The sequence below is a fragment of the Bacillus sp. EU55 genome, from assembly GCF_038005925.1.
GTDB classification, from domain to species: Bacteria; Bacillota; Bacilli; order Bacillales; family Bacillaceae; genus Bacillus; species Bacillus velezensis.
This window is the reverse complement of record NZ_JBBOUE010000001.1, coordinates 988,886-1,011,160: the sequence shown is the minus strand read 5'-3', so window position 1 is coordinate 1,011,160 and position 22,275 is coordinate 988,886. Positions and strand designations below refer to the sequence as shown.

Sequence of the window (22,275 nt, the reverse complement as noted above, 5' to 3'; positions counted from 1 at the left end):
TTAATCTTTATCAAGAATAGCACAGAAAAAAACGCGAAAGCTAAGGTAAGTGTTTCCTATTGAAACAGCCGCTTTCCGCTTGAAAAAGGAGCTTTATGATATGAAACAAAATGACCGCGGGCTGGAACTTCTGATAACGGAAAAGCACGCCGGACAATGGCTGTTTTCAGTCCTGAAATCAGAATTTCAGGCATCAAAACCCGTGATAACCGAATGGATGAACCAAGAAAGCATTCAGGTCAATCGCACATCTCCCAAAAACAACATCATCCTGAAAACCGGAGACCGCCTGTTCATTGATCTTCAGGAAAAAACGGAGTCATCGGTGATCCCGGAATACGGGGAAGCGGAAATCTTATTTGAGGACAATCATATGCTGATTGCAAATAAGCCGGCGGGGATGCCGACTCATCCGAATGAAGAGGGTCAGACCGGAACCCTCAGCAATCTGATCGCTTACCATTTTCAAATCAACGGCGAACAAGCGAAAGCCCGCCATGTTCACCGGCTTGACCGGGACACGTCAGGTGCGGTCGTTTTCGCTAAACACCGCCTGGCTCATGCCATCCTCGATCGGCAGCTTGAAACCAAAACATTAAAACGAACCTATATCGCCGCAGCGGAAGGAAAAGTGACGCCGAAAAAAGGCACGGTTGATTCGCCGATCGGCCGCGACAGGTCACATTCCGTCAGACGGCGCGTCTCACCCGGCGGACAAGCCGCCGTCACCCATTACAAGGTAAAAGGCTATCATTCCGGCGCGCAGCTTTCTCTGGTCGAGCTTGAATTGGAAACCGGAAGAACACATCAAATCAGAGTGCATATGGCAAGCATCGGCCATCCGTTAGCGGGAGATGACCTGTACGGCGGAAGCCGGGCGCTGTTTCACAGACAGGCGCTTCACGCCAAAAAGGTCAGCGTCGTCCATCCGGTCTCCGGAGAAGAAATCATTGCCGAAGCGCCTATGCCCGCTGATCTGGCACACTTTGCCGACACGTATTTTTCTTAAACCGGGTAAGCATATATAATATATCGTTTCGGTGCATTTCCGATGTAAGAAAACGGATAGCAAGTGGTCAGGATCAGTTCCTCCCGCTCGTGCTGAAGGGTGATGACGGACGTATCATCCCGGCTGACGATTTTTGTATGGCTGATTTTATAAGAAAACGCGCCGTAAGACAGAATCACGTTCAGCCTGTCTCCTTTTTTCAGTTCGCCGGTCCGTCGGAACACCGTGTCCCTGTGGCCGGATAATACGATTTGGCCGTGTTCATCCGGATAATAGCTGTCTTTATAATGGCCGACGCCTTTTGCTAAATCGTCTGCGTCAGTCCCTTCCAAGATCGGGAGCTCAGCATCAATTTTAGGGATTTCTAAAATACCGCTTGCTTCACCTGTTTTAGGATGAAATTCTTTTTTGCGCTGCGCCAAAACGGCTCTATTCGTTTCTTTCTTTGCCAGAACGGGTTCAGCCGTTTTTTTTGCTTCTTGAAGCGATTGGTTTGTCTTCATATGTGAATCGACGATCTTCCAGCTTCCGTAGCATGTGACGATGACACCGATAATGATGACAAGAAGCGGAATATGTTTCAGTTTATTCATGGTGTGCGGTTGCTCCTTTTCCCTCTGAAAAGCCAGTATACGCCGGCGCCTGTGATCACCAGTCCGGCCAGTGCCGTCTGATGGCTGCCCGCTGAAGTGTCAGGCAACGGGCGGCCTTTTTGTGTGCCGCTTTCAGTCTGTTCTGTGCTTTTTTCCGGATTTGCAGCCGGAGACGGACGGGTTTTGGAAGCTGTTTCTTTTATAACGGGACGCTCTGGGTTTTTTGCTTGATCAGGCTGTTTTGCAGCATCCGGGTTTTTAGCGGGTTTTTCCGCTTGGGGTTTTTCTGTTTTATCGGGTCTGGTGCCGCCCGGTGTTTCCCCGCTTCCCGGCTGACTGCCGGTGTCATCAGGTGTTTCGGTTGCGGATGCCGTGCGGATGCGGCCGTTGCTTTGATAAGAAATCGGAGCGGAAAAGCTTTTGACATAGTCTACTGTCGCTTCCAAATCCTCAGGCCCCGTCACCGGATTCTTGCCGAGTTTCCCGATCGGGCCGTATTTTGCCCCCGCTGCCGTTGCCATAAATTGATTGACTGTTAATGTATATCCTTTCTCGGGCTGTATGTCTGTCCCGTCCGCCATTTTCATATCAATCGCTTTTCCGGTTTCCGGGTTCCATGTATAGGAAAATCCGCTGATGCTGTAATCCGGTCCGTAAACCGGAGAAATTTGCGCGTTGATGATCTCCCGCAAATCTTTTCCTTTGATTTCAAGCTTCGTCAGCACATTGCCGAACGGCTGAACATTATAAAGGTCTCCCCATGTAATCGGCCCTTTTTTTATGCCGTCCCGGATGCCGCCGCCATTCATTAGCGCAAAATCGGATTTCATCTTCGCTTTCATACCGTCGGCAATCAGATTTCCAAGCGCCGTGTCGCCGTCATTTGAATAGCCGCCCGTTATATCATGGGCCGCTTCCCCGACCTCTTCGCTGATAATTGGTTTCACTTTCTCTTCATATTTGCTTAATATGCCTGCCGCATCCGGGTCCGGCTTGATTTTACTTTGGTCGATATATTGGATCTCCGCTGATTTTTTCACGATATCCTTCGACTCTTTATCAAGTTCAAGATCGGCGATTCCGATTGCTTTTCCGTATTCAAATGCCTGCACGATAAGCTTGCCGTTGACTTCTCCGTTTACGACTTTATGATTGTGCGCGGCGAAAATCACGTCAATCTCTGAGTCTGTCCCGGCGGCAAGCTTTGCGGCTTCTCCCGTAATCGCACTGCCGTTTTGTTCAGCAGACATATGGGCGAGCACGGCGATAGCTTTAATTCCTTTTTTCTTCAGGTCAGCGGCGGCGTCATTTACGGCTTTTACCTCATCCGTAAACGTGATGTTTTTAATTCCGTCCGGAATGACCATTCCTGCTGCCGATCTGGTTACAACTCCTATAAATGCAACCGGAATTCCGGAAACGTATTTGATTTCATACGGCGGCAGAAAGGGCTCTCCTGATTTTAGTTTACAGTTGGCGCAGACGAGCGGGAAATTTTGGCCGTCATAACCGCTTGTCCCCTTTCCGTCCGGATGATCTCCTCCATTGATGATCCGTTTAAGCTCATTTGTTCCTTCATCGAATTCATGATTGCCGACAGTCCCGGCGTCAAACCCGATGTCTTCCATCAGTTCTACTGTCGGTTCATCTTGAAAAAGGGCTGACACGGGAGAACTGCCCCCGATCATATCGCCCGCATGCACCACGAAGGCATGTTCTTTTTCGGCTTTTGCTTTTTTAATGTACGCCGCAGCGTAGTCCATTCGGCCGAACGTGCCATCCGGTTTACCATCTCCGTTAAGATCAAGCTCATATTGCTGATCAATTTTTCCGTGCAGATCATTCATGCTGATGATTCTGAGCGGGACACGGCCGGTGTCTTCAGTCTGCTGGTCTTGATACGCCTTAGCCGTTCTACTCTCATTCAGCGGTCCGGCTTGTCCGATTGCTGACGCATCTTTCACGCCGGAGACCATAAAACAAACCATCAGCAAACAGCACGAAAGACGCATCCCCCTTTTTTTCTTCATTCATTTCCCCCCTTGTCTTCTAAGAAATACGTTAGCTTATTTTCTTAAAAATCACACCACTTTTTTGTAAAGATTGTCTTCACTGGCGCAAAATAGTAAATAGTCCCCATGTAACGAAATAGGTCTGCATGTATAACGGATCAGCTTTTTTCACCTCTTAATGATGATTTGACATGAAGGAGGAAAACAATCAGTGGAACAGCAGCAGAATCAGCAGCAGCCGCAAGTAAATCAGGGGATGCCGGGTTCACCGCAAGTGAATCACGGAGGACATGAGCTTTTCGATATGCATGAAGTCCTGGCCGGAACAGTCGGCGTCCTGGATCAATTTATGATGCTCAGACAATTTATACAGGATCAGCAGCTGGCGGATATTCTTGACCGCCAATACCAATTCATTCTCGGACTTTATAATCTGACGGCAGAATGCTTTAAGACCGGCCAAAAGCCTTCTCAGGAAACTTCGACATATATGATGAAGGAACAGAACCAAGCCGTGTACGGCATAAAAGCGACACAGCCGAAAAAACCGAATCAATCATTAAATGATGTCAAAGATCTCGGGATAAGCGGCCATATGCTCGGCCTGATTAAAGCTCAAGCTTCTCTTTTGACGATGAGCTCGCTTGAAATGACCAATCCCGTGACAAGAAGAGTGCTCTCCGCCCAAATTCAGCAATATGTTGAAATGGCATTTGAAATCTTCCTGTACCAAAACAAACACGGTTATTATCAGGTTCCTCAGCTTAATGCACAAGATATGCAGACGATGCTGAATTCATTCGGGCCGGCTCAGGGACAGCCGCAAATGCCTCCGATTAAAGGACAAATGGGACAGCAGCAAAACCTGCATTGATTAAGAAACGGCGTTGGATACCCGACTCTCCAATGCCGTTTTCTTTTTTTCATATGTTTTTGTGAAATCATGTTCAAACTGTCTCAGGGTTTCTTTAGTGGCCGCTTCAAAGCCTTTTTCAAAATCCTGTGTTTCGGCGGTTTTGTTGATAATGGTTAAGATAATGCCTTCTCCGAATGTATCGGTTAAATCCTTTATCATATAGAAGCTTTGCAAATATACATCCGTCTCATATTCCATCCGCGATTTCTGCCATTTTCGGTCGGTCGTTAATTGATCAAACGGCACGACGGAAAATGCAATCGGATCAATGACTACATCATAATGCGCAACCCATTCGCTCAGCCCCTCATGAAACCAAAGCGGAAATTCAGACGTAGACGTTCCCATTTGCCGCGTTTTTTGATGAAACGCATAGTGCGTATATTCATGAATAATCAATTGTTTATACATAAAAACGGCCAGCTCATCTTTTTTCAAAAGCTGTTTTTTCTCTTCAGGCAAAAGCCCCATCATCTGCTCCTGCTCTGAATAAAAACCGACTACGTTTTTCAAGCCGGAATATTGCTCAATTTCAGCTTCATCCGCAAAGAAAATAAGTTCAAGAGGCGCTGTTCCTTTATAGCCGACAATGATTTGATTGATACGCTTTGCGTAGTCTAACGTAAGCTTGGTCAGGTCCAAGAGCGGCTTTTCATCCGCCGTATAGTAAATCGCTGTATGTTTGTAAATTTCTTTATTCATGTGTTCAGTCACTTGTTCCTTCGTCGGAACAAAGCGGCTGTTTTGGCCCGACAGGACGTACATCAAACTTACTGAAATGGCTGAACTGACAGCCAATATGACAAGGACCCCGCACAGGATCAGAGTGAATGCCGCCCGTTTCCCCATGCCGTCACGCAAACAAGCTCCCTCCCCGATCCTTCAATTTTCATCTCATTCTTTACTTTATGCGCCGGAAGGTTTGGCCGTGACGGCAGATAAAATAAAAAAGCCGCAGCAAATGCGGCTTTTCCATTCATTTCATTTATTTATTGGGGGTTGGGAATACACGCTGCACCATTTGGCCGAATTCATCAAACAGACCGGATACCGGGTGGCCGTTTTTGATTCGTTTTACGTAGCCTTGCATACGTTCCACGAAATCCGGATTCGCTGATACATATACTGTCCGGACATGTTTATCGGCTGATTTCACCTTATCGGTAATCTTATTTTTCAGGTGGTTGACGATGGCGCCTTTTTGCCCGTTTGTCAAAACAACAGCAACATAAGCGGTGTTTCCGGCAATGATCACAGTTGCATTTTTAACTTCTTTCAGATCAGTCACCTTGTCTGCGGCTTTATCGGCAACGCTCAGGTTACGGTCGTTATTGTGATCTGCGGTGTTTTGGTTATGACGGTTCCCTGTATTCATATTTGTCGCACCGTCGTTAGGCGTGTTGCGGTAATTTACATTTTGGGTGCGGTTGTCATTTCGTTTTCCTTCTCCCTGGTTTCCCATACTGCACCCTGCGGTAATCAGCATCGGCAGAAGAAGGGCAGAGATAACTGCTTGTTTTTTTATCATGTGAATTCCTCCTTTCTCACTTTACGTATAGGTTTTTCTATTCGGCTGGATTTATGCACTCCGTTTGCATTTTGAGCGGTTTGGATAAATATCAGAAGGAAAGGAAAAGATAAATGTAATCACTAGAATGAGGAGGGATTTAACTTGTTCAGACAAAAAAAAGGCATCAGCCCGACAGCGCTGCTGATTGGCTCATCACTTTTGATTGCAGCTTTATCACCGGAAATCCGCCGCAAAATCACCGGAATGGTTTCAGGCCGAATGCAGCATAAAGATGACGCACACTCCATGCAGCCTGCTGAGATGATTAAGCAGGCTTTCGGCGGAGAATCCGGCGGACAGCAGCACACGGACAAAGCACGGCACTCACAAGGCGGCTCCATGCAGCCTGCCGAGATGATCAAACAGGCTTTCGGCGGAGAATCCGGCGGACAGCGGCACACGGACAAAGCACGGCATTCACCAAGCGGCTCCATGCAGCCCGCCGAGATGATCAAACAGGCTTTCGGCGGAGAATCCGGCGGACAGCGGCATGAGCAGACTTCCGGCCAACACTCCGGCTCATCTTCATCGTCTCATGAACATAGCCGGAGCCATACGGACGGACAGGCGGACCGCCGAAAAGAGACTTCGGCAAAGCCTCACTATACGGAGCCGATTCACTTTGAAGAAAGCGCGGTAAATGTTTTAAATGACAGCACCGTGATGAATATGCTGGAAGAAATTGAACCCGGAAATCATTAGAAAACGAAAAAATCCTTCATTCGTTCAACGATGAAGGATTTTTCGTTTTAGCGCTCTATCTATTATTTTTCTATAAGAGAATGAACCATCGATCTGCTTTTAAGCTTCTTCAGCTTCAATGACGATTGAGGAATCATTGTACACCGCGGTATCGGTTTCCTTCGTCATTTTACTTGTTAACAGCCCTGCGGTCATACTGCCGCTGACATTTAAGGCGGTGCGCCCCATGTCAATTAACGGCTCAATTGAAATGAGCAGCCCGGCAAGCGCGACAGGCATGTTCAAAGCGGATAGGACGAGCAGAGCCGCAAATGTCGCGCCGCCTCCCACGCCTGCTACACCGAATGAACTGATTGCCACGATGGCGATGACGGAAATGATAAATCCCGGTTCAAACGGGTTTTGCCCCACTGTCGGCGCAATCATCATCGCGAGCATCGCCGGGTAAATGCCGGCACAGCCGTTTTGACCGATCGATAAGCCGAATGAACCGGCGAAGTTCGCAATTCCTTCCGGGACGCCCATGCTTTTTTGTGTTTTAATATTGAGCGGCAAAGCCCCTGCGCTTGAACGGGACGTAAACGCAAACACCATGACAGGAAATGCTTTTTTCACGTATGTGATCGGATTTAAACCGCTGAACGTAATCAGCAGCAAGTGAATGATAAACATGACGATAAGCGCGGCGTATGAAGCGATCACAAACATCCCCAGTTTCGCAATGCTGTCGATGTCGCTTGTCGCGATCGTCTTTGTCATAATCGCCAATACCCCGTAAGGCGTCAATCTTAAAATTAACGTCACGACGCGCATAATAATCGCGTATACCGCATCGACAATTCCGCTGAACGTCGCAGCGTGCTCCGGCTGCTTCCGTTTCACGCCCAGAAAAGCGATGCCGAGGAAAGCGGCGAAAATAACGACTCCTATGGTGGAAGTCGGTCTGGCCCCCGTGAAATCAAGAAACGGATTTCCCGGCAGAAGCTCAACGATTTGCTGAGGCAGCGTTTTGGCCGTCATATCCTCAGATTTTTGCTGCAGCTCCTGGCCTCTTGATAACTCGGTGCTTCCCTGGTCGATATGAACGGCTTTCAGATCAAAGGAAAGCGCCGAAACAATTCCGACTGCCGCAGCAATTGCTGTTGTAGCGATCAAAATCCCAATGATCAGTCCGCTGATTTTCCCGATGTTATGGGTCAGTTTCAGCTTCGTAAATGCGCCGAGAATAGAAATAAAGACTAGCGGCATGACGATCATCTGAAGCAATTTGACATAACCGCCGCCGGCAATATTAAACCAATCGGCCGTTTGTGTCACGATATGTGAAGCCGGCCCGTAAATCAATTGCAGTGCAAAACCGAATACAATGCCTAGTCCGAGCGCGATAAAGACACGTTTAGAAAAGGAAACGTGTTTTTTTTGCATGACAAACAGACCTGCTATAAGCAAAAGCATAATAAAAACATGTAAGACTATAAATAAATTCTCCAAAACAGGTAAACACTCCCTTGCTCATTATCCTTTAACACTATATTATATGAATTCCGATCGGTCAAGTAAGAATTGGCAAAATATGTATTTTTATAGACTTTTCTCTTTTCTTTCCACCCTTTCTCTAGTAACTTATATAAGGGTGATTGTTATGCTGAAGGAACTGTTTCTTAATTTGACGATTTTAATTACATTTAATTATCTGTTCACCCTTCTTTTTAAAGAGTCGCTTTCGTATAAAGAAGACCGTCTGATGTTTCAATTACTGAAGGGGACGGTCTGCGGGCTTTTAGGGGTTTTTCTGATTGCTTTCGGCTTTTCTTACTCCGATTCCATCATTGATCTCAGAAATATCCCCATTATCATCGCCGCTCTTTACGGAGGCTGGGTGTCTACGGCAGCCGCCTTTGCGATTATCGTCGCAGGCCGTATCCTGATCAATTTCAATGCCAGCGCCATTTTTTCCATCGCCGCCGTCGGGGTTATTGCGATACTTTCTGCGGCCGTCCTCAGAGGAAAAAAGCCGGATCACAAAATGGCGTTCGTTATGCTGCTTTTTTCAAATGTTATTTTCACCCTGACGCTGCTGTTTCTTATGCCCGAACAGCCTGCCGGGGCCCTCGTTTATTATTGGCTCATTTCCGTCTTGGGCGGAATGCTGTCGCTGTATATTATTAAACACGAAGCCGATGCCCGCCTTTTGTTCAAGCAATACAAGTTTCAAGCGAATTATGATTTTCTGACGGGGATTTTTAATAAGAGAAAATTCGAGGAAGTCTCGCGCGTTCTGTACGATCGGGCGTCTCAATCCCCCTCGTCTCAGCTCGCGCTTATTTATTTGGATATTGATCACTTTAAGCAGATCAATGATCAATACGGCCATTATGAAGGGGATCAAGTGCTGAAGGAACTGGGGGCGCGCCTGAGGTTCTTACTCAGCAGTTCTGATCCGTCAGCCCGCATCGGCGGGGAAGAATTTGCCGTGCTTATGCCCAATTGCACGTATACAAAAGGGCTTCACCTCGCAGAAGAAATCAGGCACACGATTGACGCGGACCCGATTCTGCTGACGAGCGGAGATACAATTCCCGTGACCGTTTCCCTCGGCATCGCGCATTATCCGACAAATACATCGGACCCTCAGACATTGCCCCTGATCGCGGACCGGATGCTGTACAAAGCGAAAACATCAGGGCGCAATCAAGTGTGCAGCACTGAAAAAAAAGAATGATCGCCCGAAGAGGAAATCATTCTTTCTTTTCAGTGAGAAAGCCGCCCCTCAGGAAAACAGGAATCAGGCTGCCCTTATATTCTTTTTCAATAAACGCCGCGGTATCATCTGATTGATACAAAGACAGGAGTTTTTGCATCCGTTCATCATCTTTATCCTCAGCTCTGACGGCGATCAGATGAATATACGCTTCCTTCATTTGCGCCGATCGGATCAGCGCGTCCTTCTCCGCATGAAATCCTGCTCTTTTCGCCTCGCTTTGACTGAGAACTGCTGCGTCAGCATGTTCCGCCGCCTGATAGGCGTTCTTTTTTGTTTCCGTTTTTAAGGTCAGATGCTTCGGGTTGCCCTTGATCATATCAGTTGAACCCGTACCGGTGAATCCCTTTTTCAATGTCATCAGTCCGGCCTCCTGCATGAGAAAAAGCGCCCTGCCGAAGGCCGCCGCTTCACCAGGCACGGCAATGACCGCTCCGTCCGGTATATCCTTCAGCCGTTTATGCTGCTTGGAATACACCCCCAGCGATGCCGCATATGTCGTTCCTAAAGGAGCCAGCTTCTTTTTCACATGAGGCGGCAAAGATTGAAAATAAGAAACGGATTGAAACGCATTGGCGTCAAGATCCCCGCCGGCAAGCGCCAAATCGGCCTCGGCATAATCCGAAAACGTTACCAAAGACAGCTGCAATCCTTCCTCACCGGCTTTTTTCGCGACAAACTCCCAGATCGATTGATCAGATTCATTGATTCCGATAGTAATTGTCCGGTTCCCGTCAGGATAATGGCATGAAGTAAGTGACATGATCAAAATGAAAAGAAACAGACTGTTTATAAGCCGCAGGTTCAAGTTGACCTACTCCCTATCTATTTTTATGTACAGAGGCTGCACCATGGTATTCGGGCTCATGATTACATACAATACCGATTAAAAAAAGGGTTGTCAATTGCTTCCTTAAGAGACCGTAAAGCGGTTTTATCAGCTGAAAATGGGCTGTTCTAGTCTCAAATCAGATTTCCGTATCAGAGCGTTCCCCTCTTAAAACATGTTATTTCGAAAAAAGTTACATTTAGCAGTTGTTTTTTCTTCGAATTACTGGTAGAGTAAAGGTAATTATTTTTGTTCGAACTATCTTTAAGAAGAAAGTTTTGTAAGAGTTTTCGTCTTGGAAGTTTGTTTTAGAGCAAGAATAGTGAATTTAAGCGTTATGTCGCTTTAGGAGGAAATTTCATGTTAGAAGGTAAAGTAAAATGGTTCAACTCTGAAAAAGGATTCGGATTCATCGAAGTAGAAGGTCAAGACGATGTATTCGTTCACTTCTCTGCTATTCAAGGCGAAGGCTTCAAAACTTTAGAAGAAGGCCAATCTGTTTCTTTCGAAATCGTTGAAGGAAACCGCGGACCACAAGCTGCTAACGTAACAAAAGCATAAATTGTTTAAAAAACCTGCCGGTGTACGCCGGCAGGTTTTTTTCATCTAAAACGAAAAGCTGTTTTGCAAAGGCAAAACAGCTTTTTTATATCAGGTGGCAATATCGCGTTTTAAGAAGACGCCGAATGCGAGCGCCAGAAAAATAACGAAGTAAATCACAAGCATCACAACCGAAAATGTCATCGTCATCCCCTCTACTAAAGGAGTCCCGTTCATATATTGCGACAAATCCGTGTTCGCAAATAAAATATATTTGGTCCATTCAAATTTCGCAGCAAGAAATACCGTCGCCGTGTTCCCCATAACCAATAGAAAAATAGAAAATCCGACCGCTAATGAGCTGTTCCGGAATACCGCAGACAGCATAAACGCCATCGTCGCAAGCATAAAAGCGGAGACAGATTCATAGACATATGTTTTAGCGAGGAAGGCGATGATATTTTGCTCAAAAACATGGCCGTCTTTGTATACGAGATGAACATCAGCCGCAGTATCTCCGCCTGTACCGAAAAAGACCAATCCCAACAGAGCGGAGCCGGCAAATAAAATCACAAGCATCAGCAGTCCGAACAGCAGCACCGTCATATATTTAGAAAGCAAAATCTGAAAACGGCTGAGCGGACGAATGGCAAGCAGCTTGATCGTCCCCCAGTTGAACTCATTCGCCACGATGCCTGCGGCAATGATAATCGTAAACAGCCCGGTCAAAACAGTCATCATCGAAGAATCAGCTACGTATGACCACACTGTGTACCCTGTATCCTCAGGGATGTTATGATCCATACGGTATTGATTTATCGCGACATTCTGTTTCAGGTTATCAATGAGCGTCTGGTTTCCGGTTTCCTTCATCTGCTGTTTCATTTCTTTGTTTTCAGCCTGGAGCTCCTGTTTCCAATTCGGATTGGCTTCGCTCGAGGTGAAATGGTTTGACAGAAGCGCAAAACCGATCATCGAAACGCCTAAAATTACAATCATAGCCCACGTGCCGACGCGGCTGAAAATTTTTATCCATTCATTATAGATCAGCTTAAACATATTGAACCTCCTCTTTCGTCCCGCCGGTAATCTCCAAGAAACGGTCTTCCAAAGATTTTGTCATGATTTTCACTTCATATAAGCGGATGTTTTCACGGACGAGCAGTGATATCACATCAGGCACTTCCTGTTTTGACAGCTTGATCTCAATGCCGTTCGTCTTCTTCACACAGTCAAACTGACTCAGAACGGCAAGAGCCTCTTCTCTTTGTTCAATATGGAAGAAGTATGTATCTTTATCCTCTTTTCCTTCATCCCTTACTTTTTGAATATCGACAAGCTCCCCTTTTTGCAGAATGCCGATTCGGTCGCACATTAACTCCATTTCTGACAGCAGATGGCTTGAGACGATGACAGCCATTCCTTTTTCACGTGTCAGCTTTTTCAGATGGTCCCTGATTTCCCTGATGCCCGCGGGATCAAGGCCGTTTGTCGGTTCATCCAGAATCAGCACCTTAGGATTATGCAGCAGGCTTTGGGCGAGGCCGAGACGCTGTCTCATTCCGAGAGAGTAGGTTTTTACTTTGTCATGTATTCTGTCCTGCAACCCGACGAGCTCGATGACCTCATCTATTTTTTCTTTCGTAACGCCTTTTACCATCCTTGCGTACTGCTGTAAATTTTTATAACCGCTCAGGAATTTGTACAGCTCCGGGTTTTCCACGATGGCTCCGACGTGCCTGACCGCTTTTGCATAGTTTTTCGTAATGGATTCCCCGCAGATTACGATGTCTCCCTGAGACAGTATCATTAATCCGACCATCATTCTGATCGTAGTGGTTTTCCCCGCTCCGTTCGGCCCTAGAAACCCAAACACTTCGCCCGCCCGGACGGAGAAGCTCAGATCATGAATAATCGTTCGTCCTTTTATCGTTTTCTTTACCTGTTGCAGTTCTAATACCGTTTCCAATTAGAATCCCCCTTCTATTTCGTGCGCCTGCATGACGCTTCTGTACCATTGCAGCACGGACATTCCTTCCTGTTCCCGAATTTCTTCGACCTCGCGCCGTTCAGCGATTTTCCCTTTTATGAAAACCATCACTTCGTCTAACAGCGTCTCAATCTCGCCGATCTCATGCGTGGCGATGACGACGATCTGGCTGTCAAAATCAATATAAGATACGAGACTGTTGACAATCGATTCTCTGACCGCCGGATCAAGACCTGAAAACGGCTCATCCAGCAGAATGACGGATGCTTTTCTCGACAGGGCCAAAACGATTTTCAGCCTGCCCCGGCTGCCTTTGGACAGCTCTTTTATCTTCTGCCCCGCTGAAAGATTCATTTCCGTTAATAGGTTATGTGCTTTTTCCAGCTGAAAATCCGGGAATTGCGAATGATAAAATGTGAGCATATCACCGACGGTCGTCCGGGCGAAAAACATATCATGTTCGGTTAAATAAGCCGTACGAAACAGCATGTTCCTGCTTACTGCGCAGTCTCCGATCCGGACGGCGCCCGAGGTCGGGAACGCAAGCCCGGCAAGCATTTTAAGCGTTGTTGATTTACCGCTTCCGTTCGGCCCTAAAATTCCGTAGATTTTACCCGGAGACAATGAAAATGATACATCGCTGACCGCGAGCCTGCGGCCGTATTTTTTTGTTACGCGTTCAAAATCAAGATTCATCGTTTGCTTCCTCCGCATATTGTTTGATCCCGTCGATCATTTCCTCAGGAGATAACCCCAGCTCCGCCATTTCCTGAATAAAGCGTTTGAAAACGTCTTTAGTCAGCCTGTCTTTCAGCTCCGCTTTCAGATCGGACCTTTCCGCTATAAAGGTTCCCTGTCCTCTTCTCGTCTCCACGATCCCCAGCCTTTCCATTTCACTGTACGTTCTTTGTATCGTATTCGGATTCACTTTCATCTGTACGGCCATCTCCCTTACGGACGGCAGTTTGTCCCCCGGTGAAAGCTCACTTCGGATCAGCCGGTAATATACACGATCGGCAATCTGCAGATAAATCGGCTTGGATGACTGAAATTCATTCTCCATCATTACACCTCAACCTTTCGATTCAGCAGCATAGAGGCCAGCGCAAGACAGAGCGCCGCAAGCACGATCACTGCCAAGAAGCTGAAAAGCGAAATGTGGACGGTTTTCAGCTCCATCGTCCATCCGGTCAATTTTGTATAATGAAAATGAAAATTCGCATACACTTTTACCGGCCATAAATCATGTTGAGATGAAGTGAAAGGCGTAATGATTTTATCGTCAATATAGGTCCAGACAAACGCAAGCACGATGCAGATCACCCAACGGAGGACGGGAACATGTTTTAATGAGTGAAAAACAGTCCAAAATACGGCCACGATCACAGATAAGTACGCTGAACTGATCAGCAGGTAAGCATTCAGTCCGGTTAATGTGCCGGCCAGGGGAATGGCGTGTTCCAGCGCTCCTTTTGCAGAAAGCATCCGGTACATCCAAATGCCGTAACCGGTCAGCGCCAGCTGCCCGATCAACTGATACAGCAGTGAGGCCGTCAGCTTGGAAGCCAGCAGATAAAATCCTCCATTCGGATTGTAAAGCCACAGCTGGTTTTTTCCTTCTTTATGAAGGTGATAGTACATAAAAAGCGGCGCTACAAGAAATTGAAAAAACCCCATTGCCGCAAAAAAGCCGAAAATGACGAGCGGTTCTTTCTGACGGGCAGCGATGACGTGGGCTGCAAACGCCAAGCAAATCATGCCGCAAAGCCACACCGCGAGCCAAATCCATGAAACCTTCGCATCTTTTTTCAGCAAACCTAAAAACGATGTCATTCTTGCTCTCTCCATTCGGATCAAGTGTATGAGTAACATAGTACACTAGATCATCACGTATTACAATATCTTCAATAAAAAAAAGACAAATCCGCTCTTACGCAGATTTGCCTTTTCAATTACTTCTTTTTGTTTTTTAAGGAGAGCAGCGCATCACGATAGCTGCTATCCTGCATTTTGCCGCCGCTATCAGGATCGTTTGGTTCCCGATCCGTCTCAGAAGTCTTAAACTTCTGAAGCGCCTGACGGTACACATCATCGCCCATTGTATTCTTTTTCTCACGGGGAGATTCAGATTTTACAACGACGGGAGCATGCTCGGCTGAGCGCTCCTCGGCCGGATCATGCTTTTCCGGCTGTTCGGCTGTAGTGCCGATCGCTTCTCTCTTTTCTTCTTTGACATCCTGTCCTGCAGAAGTGCTGCGGACATTGAATGTGATAAGAAGTGCAATCACAATGACAGCAGCAATAACCGCTATAATAATGGCCATATAACCCTCTCCTTACTGTCGTCCGGCAGTTAGATTACCTGTGACTTGGCTGACACGTCTGCCAAGCGCACGGCCTAATTGAAGGCCTTCTTCCGTCATCAGCACATCGCTGTCAACCGGGCATGTGACGCCCGCGCCGTAGTAAGAGCCGTACAGCGCGTTTTCAGGAACGTTGCCGGGAAGTCCGACAACAATCATGCCTTGGTGAAACATAGGAGTGATCAGATTGTGCATTGTCATTTCTAATCCGCCATGTGTTGTCGCCGTCGTACAGAATACGGCGCCGACTTTATCAATCAGCTCGCCTTCAGCCCACAGATAGCCGAGTCTGTCGATCCACGCTTTTAAGCCTGAACTGATGGTGCCAAAGTGTCCCGGGCATCCCCAGATAATGGCATCCATGTCTTTCAGCTTGCGGATGTCTGCTTGATCGACATGGTCGATCAGGACTTCAGCCTCAGCGTTTTCTCGCGCTCCTTCGGCAATGGCTTCAGCAAGGTGTTTTGTGTGTTCGCCTTCACTATCGTACACTACGTAAATTTTCATTCAGGAAACCTCCCATTCAGATGATTAAGATTCCTTCACTTCTTTAGGGGCCGGAAGCAATGACAGCTCCTCTTTTTTCTTCGCCCGCTGTTTGTCTTTCCGTACGTCACGCAAGAACAGACTCAGGACTACGCCGATAACCGCAAAGATCGTCGCCCACATAAACGCGTCATTAATCCCCATAACGTTGGAATTAAGTGAAGCTGTTTTGTAGAGATATGAATAAACGGTTTGTTTCGCCGCATCAAGCGACATGTTCATGTTGACCATTAAATTCGAAACCGCGCTTTGGAACGACTGCATGAAGCTTGGATCAGCCGTGCTCGTTTTATCCGCAATCTGCGAATAGTGCATTGTCGTACGGTTCGTATAAATCGTTGTGATCAAACTTGTTCCGATTGAACCGCTGATCTGGCGGAGCGTGTTGCTCATCGCCGTGCCGTGGCTGTTCAACCGTGCCGGAAGCTGGTTCATTCCGGCTGTCATAACAGGCATCATTAACAGTGACATACCGAATGCGCGGATGGCATAGACAAGCATAATGTGCGTGTACGGTGTGTCAATTGTCAATTTTGTGTACTGGAATGTCGTTGCGACCGTGATGACCAGCCCGATAATCGCAAGCGGTCTCGGACCGATTTTGTCAAACAGAATACCGGAAATCGGCGACATGATCAGCATGACAATCGCGCCCGGCAATAGCAAGAGACCCGATTGCAGCGCCGTAAAGCCGACTAAGTTCTGCAGGTAAATCGGAAGCAGGAACATTCCTGTGTAAAGCGCAACGGTAATAATGATGTTAATCACACTGGAAAGTGAGAAAATATCATATTTAAATACCCGGAAGTCGAGCATCGGTTTTTCAGAGCGCAATTGCTGAATGACAAACGCGGCAATCGCGATGACACCGACAATGACGGTAGACAGCACGATCGGATCTCCCCAGCCGTCGCTGCCCGCTTCACTGACTCCGTAAAGCAATGAGGCAAATCCGACAATGGATAGAATCGCACCCAAGCTGTCGAGTTTGATTTTTTGCGGTTCCACCAAGTTCTTAAAGAGGAAAAACGCTATGATAATAACGATTGCCCCGATCGGAACAAGACCGTAGAACATAATGCGCCATGTGTAATGCTCGATGATCCAGCCGGAAAGAGTCGGTCCGACCGCCGGAGCAAACATCATCGCAAGACCGAAAATCCCCATTCCTTTCCCCCTGCTTTCAGGCGGGAAGATAAGCAGAATGGTTGTCATGACCAGCGGCTGCAGGATACCGCCGCCGACCGCCTGAATTAACCGGCCGATCAGCATGGTTGAGAAGTTAGGCGCGATTCCGCAGACTAACGTTCCCGCTGTAAAACAGAACATGGCTACGAGAAAGAGGCTTCTCTGTCCGAACCGGGTAATTAAGAACGCAGATAACGGAATCAAAACACCGTTGACCAGCATGTATCCGGTCGTAAGCCACTGAATCGTCGTCGCACTCACACCGAACTCGGTCATTAAGTGCGGCATCGCCACGTTAAGAAGCGTTTGGTTCAAGATCGCCAGGAATAACCCGGCCATAAGCACAATAAGCAATGTTTTAGGACTTTTTACTTGATTATCTGATTTAGCCACCTAAGACAACCTCCCTTCATGGTTTGATGACTGATCTGTATTATTCAGAAATTTTTACAGATGCGTTCATACCAGGAAGCACCTTGTCAGATGGGTTGCTGAGTGAAATTTTAACAGGAACTTTTTGCGTTACTTTTGTGTAGTTGCCGCTTGAGTTTGAAGAAGGCAGCATATCAAATGTTGAATTTGTCGCATAACCGATTTCTTCTACTGTTCCGTCAAATGTTGTATTAGGGTCTCCGTCAACAATTACGTCTACTTTGTTTCCTACTTCAATGTCTCTGATGTCTGTTTCTTTAATGTTTGCAGTGATGTAAAGGTGTTTCATGTCAATTTCCTGGGCAATTGTCGTACCGGCTTGCACCATTTGGCCGTTTTTCACTTCGTTTTTCACGATTGTTCCATCCATGATGGCTTTTACGTCAGCATTTTGCTGTCCTTTGATTTTTGCAACAACGTCGTTTTTGCTTACTTCTTTCCCCTCATCAAGGTTCCAGTCAGTTACTTTACCCGCAGCAGGAGCTGTGATAGCAGCCATGTCGCCGGCAACTTTTGCTTCATCGGTTTTTACATAGTGTGTGCTTTGATAATAGTAGTAAGCACCTCCGCCTATAATTGCAAGAACAACAATCAAACCGATAATGTTGGTCAGAATTAAACGTCCTCTGTTCATTTTGTTTTCTCCTTTCGTTTCTTCCTCTATCATTTTGTGGAATGATGATAAAAATATGTGGGGATTTTTTTATTTTCCGTTTTTCACTGCACAGCCGTTTGCCAGCTTCGTTAAACTTTCCGCAAGCTTGCGCAGGTACTGCAGTTCAGCGGTATTGAGCTGCCGGTATAAGACCGCCGCTTTTTCGGCATATTGAACAGCAGCTTTCTTTAGAAGTTCTTCCCCCTCTTCGGTTAACTGAATCATAACAACACGCCGGTCGTCGTGATAGTCGCTCCGAACCATTAGGCGGCGCTTATACAGAATATCGGTCATTCTCGTGACAGACGCCGGTTTCAGATCAAGCGACAAAGCCAGCCTTGAAAGCTGCGTGCTTTTGCTCTTATGTATTTTGAACATCAGCAGATACTGCAGTACTGTAATATCAAAAGGTTCAAGAACTGTCTCCAGAATCATTTTCTGCTTTTTGTAAATCGATCTGGAAGTATCAAACAGTTGTTCAAAACTGAGCAAAGCGAGCTCTGATTCAATCACCGTATTTTCACCTCATTCCCTTAATAATAGTTCACAAGATAAAATATTAATAAATGAAAGAAGGTTTGTAAAGAGAAAAGTTTCATTTTTTAAGGATTTTTTTTATGCCGTTTTTTCTCTTTATTTTTAATTTAAAAAAGCCGAGTGAAGAACCGCGGCCGCACGATTCTTCACTCGGCTTTATATTTCATACGATGCTTTGCTTACACCGGCTTCCTCATTTTTAAAAAAGCTTTTCAGCGCTTGAAATACGTCTGATTTCTGTTTCAGGATGTAGTATTTAAATTTATCATCTTTGACATTTTTATAGGCGGACATGAGGGTGGAATGCCTGTTATATTGATTGACCTCCCCGTAACAGAACAGATTCGATTTTTTCATGATGTCATTGACGAGCTTTACGCACCGGGCGTTATCCGAAGTCAGGTTATCTCCGTCTGAAAAATGAAACGGATAGATGTTGTAGCGGGCGGGGTCATATTTTTCATCAATTAATTCAAGAGACTTCCGGTAAACGGAGGAACAGATGGTGCCCCCGCTCTCGCCTTTCGAGAAGAAATCTTCTTCCGACACAACCTTCGCTTCCGTATGGTGGGCGATAAATTCGATATCAACCGTTTCATACTTTATCCGTAAAAATCGTGTCATCCAAAAAAAGAAGCTCCTCGCCATATACTTTTCCCATACGCCCATCGAACCGCTTGTATCCATCATGGCTAAAACGACAGCTTTCGATTCCGGCTTCGTCACATCATTCCATGTTTTGTATTTCAGATCTTCCGGATAAATAGGGTAAAACGACGGCTTGCCTGTCATAGCGTTTCGTTTATAGGCCGACAGCATCGTCCTTTTCTTATCGATATTCCCTGTCAGCCCGGTTTTCCGGATATCATTGAACTCGATATCGGTATGGACGATATTGTCCCTTTCCTTTTGCTGCAGATTCGGCAGTTCTAATTCCTGAAACAGCGCTTCTTCCAGATCCATCAATGAAACTTCCGCTTCATAATAATCCTCGCCTGCCTGATCGCCGGCTCCCTGGCCTTTTCCGGCACCCTGCTTTTTATCTGCGCCGTCTCTTGCGACGACATCGCCGACTTCGCTGTCGCCGTCGCCTTGGCCGACATGTTTATTTTTATCATAGTTATAACGGATTTTATATTCATCAAGCGAACGAATCGGGATTTTCACGACATCTTTTCCGTTGGACATAATAATGCTTTCCTCAGTGACAAGGTCCGGAAGGTTGTTTTTTATCGCTTCCTGTACTTTCTTTTGGTGGCGCTGCTGGTCGTCAAAGCCTTTGCGATGGAGGGACCAGTCTTCCTCTGAAATCAAAAAATTTCCGCTGTCATTACGGGACATGAATTCCCCTCCTTAACCGTTATGGTCGTTTTACATGTGTATTCCGGCTTGGTCCTGTTTATGAAACAAGTCCGGCGAAAAGATTTATTTTTATCTTATGCCGGCCGGACTCTCCAATTGACAAACAATTGCGAAAAACAGACAAAAGAACCCGTCCTTTTACAGACGGGCCTCTCAATGAAATCAAACATCAGCGGTTTAACAAGCTTCCGACATACTTCAGCAGTTCATTAGCGCTAGTCGAATTATAGCCGTGTTCATCTATTAACCTTGCTACTACCTCATTGACCTTTTTAAGCTGCTGCTCATCCGGCGTTTTGGTGGAGGTCGTAATTTTCACCACATCTTTTAAGTCTGCGAACAGCTTTTTCTGAATCGCTTCGCGGAGTCTTTCGTGCGAATTATAGTCAAAGCGTTTTCCTTTTCTTGCATAGGCGGATATGCGGATTAAGATTTCTTCGCGGAACGCTTTTTTCGCGTTTTCTGAAATGCCGATCTGCTCTTCAATGGATCTCATCAATTTTTCGTCAGGATTCATTTCTTCTCCCGTCAGCGGATCGCGGAGCTTATTTTTATTGCAGTACGCTTCCACATTATCTAAATAATTGTCCATGAGAGTTTTCGCGGATTCTTCATATGAATAGACGAACGCCTTCTGCACTTCCTTTTTGGCGATGTCATCGTACTCTTTCCTGGCGGCGGAAATAAAATTCATATACCGCTCTTTGTCCTCGGCGGAGATCGACGGATGCTGGTCGAGCCCTTCTTTTAAGGAACGCAGCACATCAAGCGAATTGATCGATTCCATATTTTTTCTGATAATCGTTGAGGAAATGCGGTTGATGACATAGCGCGGGTCAATTCCGCTCATTCCTTCATCATGGAATTCCTTCTTCATATCCTCAAGATCAACGGAATTGTAACCTTCAACGCTTTCTCCGTCATAGAGCCTCATTTTTTTGACGAGATCAATATCAGAGCGGTTCGGTTCCTTCAGCCTGGTCAAAATAGAAAACATCGCGGCCACTTTTAATGTATGGGGGGCGATGTGTACGTCAGAAACATCACTTTCAGAAATCATTTTTTCATAAATCCGTTCTTCCTCTGACACCTTTAAATTATAAGGAACAGGCATCACGATGATCCTGGAGTGAAGGGCTTCATTTTTCTTATTGGCAATAAACGAGCGGTACTCCGTTTCGTTCGTATGCGCAACAACCAATTCGTCGGCTGAGATGAGCGCAAACCGTCCGGCTTTGAAATTGCCTTCCTGCGTGAGTGACAGAAGATGCCACAGAAATTTTTCATCGCATTTCAGCATTTCCTGAAACTCCATCATTCCGCGGTTCGCTTTATTTAATTCACCGTCAAACCGATAAGCGCGCGGATCTGATTCTGAGCCGTATTCGGCAATCGTTGAAAAATCAATACTCCCCGTCAAGTCGGCGATATCTTGTGATTTCGGGTCAGACGGGCTGAAGGTTCCGATTCCGGTACGTTTATCCTCCGAGAAGAATATACGTTCAACCTTTACATCCTCAATTCTGCCGCCGTATTCTTCTTCAAGCCGCATGACATTAAGCGGAGAAAGGCTGCCCTCAATTCTGATGCCGTATTCTCTGTAGAAGTCGTCGCGCAGATGATGGGGAATGAGATGGAGAGGATCTTCATGCATCGGGCAGCCTTTAATGGCGTAAACAGCGCCGTTGTCTGTCAATGAGTAGGCTTCAAGCCCTTTTTTCAGCATGGTGACAAGAGTTGACTTTCCGCCGCTGACGGGTCCCATCAATAGTAAAATCCGTTTTCTTACATCGAGCCGCTTGGCAGCCGGGTGAAAGTATTCCTCCACGAGCCGTTCCAGAGATTCCTCAAGGCCGAACAGCTCCCTCGAGAAAAAGCTGTATGTCTTTTTACCGTCATCCTCCTCGATTCCGCTGTCTTTTATCATATTAAAAACGCGAGAATGAGCAGACTGCGCGACCAATGGATTTTCTTTTATGATCTCCAAATAATCAGCGAACGTCCCTTCCCATTTGAGACGCTGCTCTTCCTCTCTGTACTTTTCAATTTTCTTTAATATATCCATAAGAACCTCCTCTATCATGGTTAATGCACTAGAAATAAGGTACTTTGTTACAATCTATGCGGTGACGTGATAATACATGCTTTTCGTTTCTTAAAAATAAAGACGTTATAAGGCCGTCATTGACAAGGGTCCGGTGCACCGTTCATAATGAAAGAAATACAGTTTCATCCAGACTCGGACATCAAATGGAAAAGCAAAGAGGAGG

The 22,275-nt window shown here is 46.3% G+C and carries 23 protein-coding genes; 5 read left to right on the top strand and 18 right to left on the bottom strand.

The window, feature by feature from the left end:
- Positions 1-100 precede the first annotated feature (100 nt).
- Entirely contained in the window at positions 101-1,009 is a 909-nt protein-coding gene (locus NYE50_RS05400) for an RluA family pseudouridine synthase (RefSeq protein WP_224988506.1), read from the top strand.
- On the opposite strand, the gene NYE50_RS05395 is transcribed toward NYE50_RS05400, so the two are convergent.
- Both NYE50_RS05395 and NYE50_RS05390 read right to left on the bottom strand, forming a co-directional pair.
- Positions 1,006-1,602 (bottom strand): class D sortase, encoded by a 597-nt coding sequence (locus NYE50_RS05395; protein ID WP_224988508.1) that lies wholly within the window; start codon positions 1,600-1,602, stop codon positions 1,006-1,008. The two genes, NYE50_RS05400 and NYE50_RS05395, sit on opposite strands and share 4 nt — an antisense overlap.
- On the bottom strand, positions 1,599-3,632 hold the full coding sequence (locus NYE50_RS05390; RefSeq protein WP_224988510.1) for a 5'-nucleotidase C-terminal domain-containing protein: 2,034 nt from the start codon (positions 3,630-3,632) through the stop codon (positions 1,599-1,601). The genes NYE50_RS05395 and NYE50_RS05390 overlap by 4 nt, the downstream gene beginning before the upstream one ends.
- A gap of 193 nt (positions 3,633-3,825) precedes the next feature.
- Here NYE50_RS05390 and NYE50_RS05385 point away from each other — a divergent pair, with 193 nt between their 5' ends.
- Positions 3,826-4,488 (top strand): spore coat protein, encoded by a 663-nt coding sequence (locus tag NYE50_RS05385; protein WP_224988511.1) that lies wholly within the window; start codon positions 3,826-3,828, stop codon positions 4,486-4,488.
- Here NYE50_RS05385 and NYE50_RS05380 read toward each other — a convergent pair whose 3' ends face one another.
- Together NYE50_RS05380 and NYE50_RS05375 are read right to left on the bottom strand one after the other, a co-directional pair.
- Entirely contained in the window at positions 4,489-5,391 is a 903-nt protein-coding gene (locus tag NYE50_RS05380) for a hypothetical protein (RefSeq protein WP_224988513.1), read from the bottom strand.
- Positions 5,392-5,515: 124 nt separating this feature from the next.
- Positions 5,516-6,058: a YhcN/YlaJ family sporulation lipoprotein gene (locus NYE50_RS05375; protein ID WP_159353946.1), complete on the bottom strand. Its 543-nt coding sequence runs from the start codon at positions 6,056-6,058 to the stop codon at positions 5,516-5,518.
- 144 nt (positions 6,059-6,202) lie between these two features.
- On the opposite strand from NYE50_RS05375, the gene NYE50_RS05370 reads away from it, so the two are divergent.
- Complete coding sequence (locus tag NYE50_RS05370) at positions 6,203-6,802, top strand: hypothetical protein (protein ID WP_159353945.1); 600 nt, start codon at positions 6,203-6,205, stop codon at positions 6,800-6,802.
- Between the two features lie 99 nt (positions 6,803-6,901).
- Here the strand turns inward: NYE50_RS05370 and NYE50_RS05365 are convergent, their stop codons facing one another.
- Complete coding sequence (locus tag NYE50_RS05365; RefSeq protein ID WP_159353944.1) at positions 6,902-8,293, bottom strand: L-cystine transporter; 1,392 nt, start codon at positions 8,291-8,293, stop codon at positions 6,902-6,904.
- 151 nt (positions 8,294-8,444) lie between these two features.
- Between NYE50_RS05365 and NYE50_RS05360 the strand changes: the two genes are divergently transcribed.
- Positions 8,445-9,524, top strand: coding sequence for a GGDEF domain-containing protein (locus tag NYE50_RS05360; RefSeq protein ID WP_159353943.1), 1,080 nt, complete (start codon positions 8,445-8,447; stop codon positions 9,522-9,524).
- 16 nt (positions 9,525-9,540) lie between these two features.
- Here NYE50_RS05360 and NYE50_RS05355 read toward each other — a convergent pair whose 3' ends face one another.
- On the bottom strand, positions 9,541-10,371 hold the full coding sequence (locus tag NYE50_RS05355; RefSeq protein WP_159353942.1) for a MetQ/NlpA family ABC transporter substrate-binding protein: 831 nt from the start codon (positions 10,369-10,371) through the stop codon (positions 9,541-9,543).
- A 381-nt stretch (positions 10,372-10,752) separates the two neighbouring features.
- Here NYE50_RS05355 and cspB point away from each other — a divergent pair, with 381 nt between their 5' ends.
- Positions 10,753-10,953 (top strand): cold shock-like protein CspB, encoded by a 201-nt coding sequence (cspB, locus tag NYE50_RS05350; protein WP_003155376.1) that lies wholly within the window; start codon positions 10,753-10,755, stop codon positions 10,951-10,953.
- A 90-nt stretch (positions 10,954-11,043) separates the two neighbouring features.
- Here cspB and NYE50_RS05345 read toward each other — a convergent pair whose 3' ends face one another.
- The 12 genes from NYE50_RS05345 to prkA form a co-directional block, all read right to left on the bottom strand.
- Positions 11,044-11,991, bottom strand: coding sequence for an ABC transporter permease (locus NYE50_RS05345; RefSeq protein ID WP_003155377.1), 948 nt, complete (start codon positions 11,989-11,991; stop codon positions 11,044-11,046).
- Complete coding sequence (locus NYE50_RS05340) at positions 11,984-12,901, bottom strand: ABC transporter ATP-binding protein (RefSeq protein ID WP_159353941.1); 918 nt, start codon at positions 12,899-12,901, stop codon at positions 11,984-11,986. The genes NYE50_RS05345 and NYE50_RS05340 overlap by 8 nt, the downstream gene beginning before the upstream one ends.
- Complete coding sequence (locus NYE50_RS05335; RefSeq protein WP_059366816.1) at positions 12,902-13,618, bottom strand: ATP-binding cassette domain-containing protein; 717 nt, start codon at positions 13,616-13,618, stop codon at positions 12,902-12,904.
- Positions 13,608-13,985, bottom strand: coding sequence for a GntR family transcriptional regulator (locus tag NYE50_RS05330; protein ID WP_012117149.1), 378 nt, complete (start codon positions 13,983-13,985; stop codon positions 13,608-13,610). The genes NYE50_RS05335 and NYE50_RS05330 overlap by 11 nt, the downstream gene beginning before the upstream one ends.
- A gap of 2 nt (positions 13,986-13,987) precedes the next feature.
- Positions 13,988-14,755, bottom strand: coding sequence for a hypothetical protein (locus tag NYE50_RS05325; RefSeq protein WP_088056545.1), 768 nt, complete (start codon positions 14,753-14,755; stop codon positions 13,988-13,990).
- A gap of 119 nt (positions 14,756-14,874) precedes the next feature.
- Positions 14,875-15,246: a hypothetical protein gene (locus tag NYE50_RS05320; protein WP_159353939.1), complete on the bottom strand. Its 372-nt coding sequence runs from the start codon at positions 15,244-15,246 to the stop codon at positions 14,875-14,877.
- A 12-nt stretch (positions 15,247-15,258) separates the two neighbouring features.
- Complete coding sequence (locus NYE50_RS05315) at positions 15,259-15,792, bottom strand: NAD(P)H-dependent oxidoreductase (protein ID WP_003155386.1); 534 nt, start codon at positions 15,790-15,792, stop codon at positions 15,259-15,261.
- A 24-nt stretch (positions 15,793-15,816) separates the two neighbouring features.
- The gene (locus NYE50_RS05310) at positions 15,817-17,412 is read right to left on the bottom strand and encodes an MFS transporter (protein ID WP_003155387.1); all 1,596 of its coding nucleotides are present in this window, start codon (positions 17,410-17,412) and stop codon (positions 15,817-15,819) included.
- Between the two features lie 40 nt (positions 17,413-17,452).
- A complete protein-coding gene (locus NYE50_RS05305; protein WP_007610259.1) occupies positions 17,453-18,118 on the bottom strand; it encodes an HlyD family secretion protein in 666 nt (221 codons plus the stop codon).
- Positions 18,119-18,154: 36 nt separating this feature from the next.
- Positions 18,155-18,619 (bottom strand): MarR family transcriptional regulator, encoded by a 465-nt coding sequence (locus NYE50_RS05300; RefSeq protein WP_003155389.1) that lies wholly within the window; start codon positions 18,617-18,619, stop codon positions 18,155-18,157.
- 180 nt (positions 18,620-18,799) lie between these two features.
- Complete coding sequence (gene yhbH / locus NYE50_RS05295) at positions 18,800-19,984, bottom strand: sporulation protein YhbH (RefSeq protein ID WP_159353938.1); 1,185 nt, start codon at positions 19,982-19,984, stop codon at positions 18,800-18,802.
- A gap of 190 nt (positions 19,985-20,174) precedes the next feature.
- Complete coding sequence (gene prkA, locus NYE50_RS05290; protein ID WP_003155391.1) at positions 20,175-22,070, bottom strand: serine/threonine protein kinase PrkA; 1,896 nt, start codon at positions 22,068-22,070, stop codon at positions 20,175-20,177.
- Positions 22,071-22,275 lie beyond the last annotated feature (205 nt).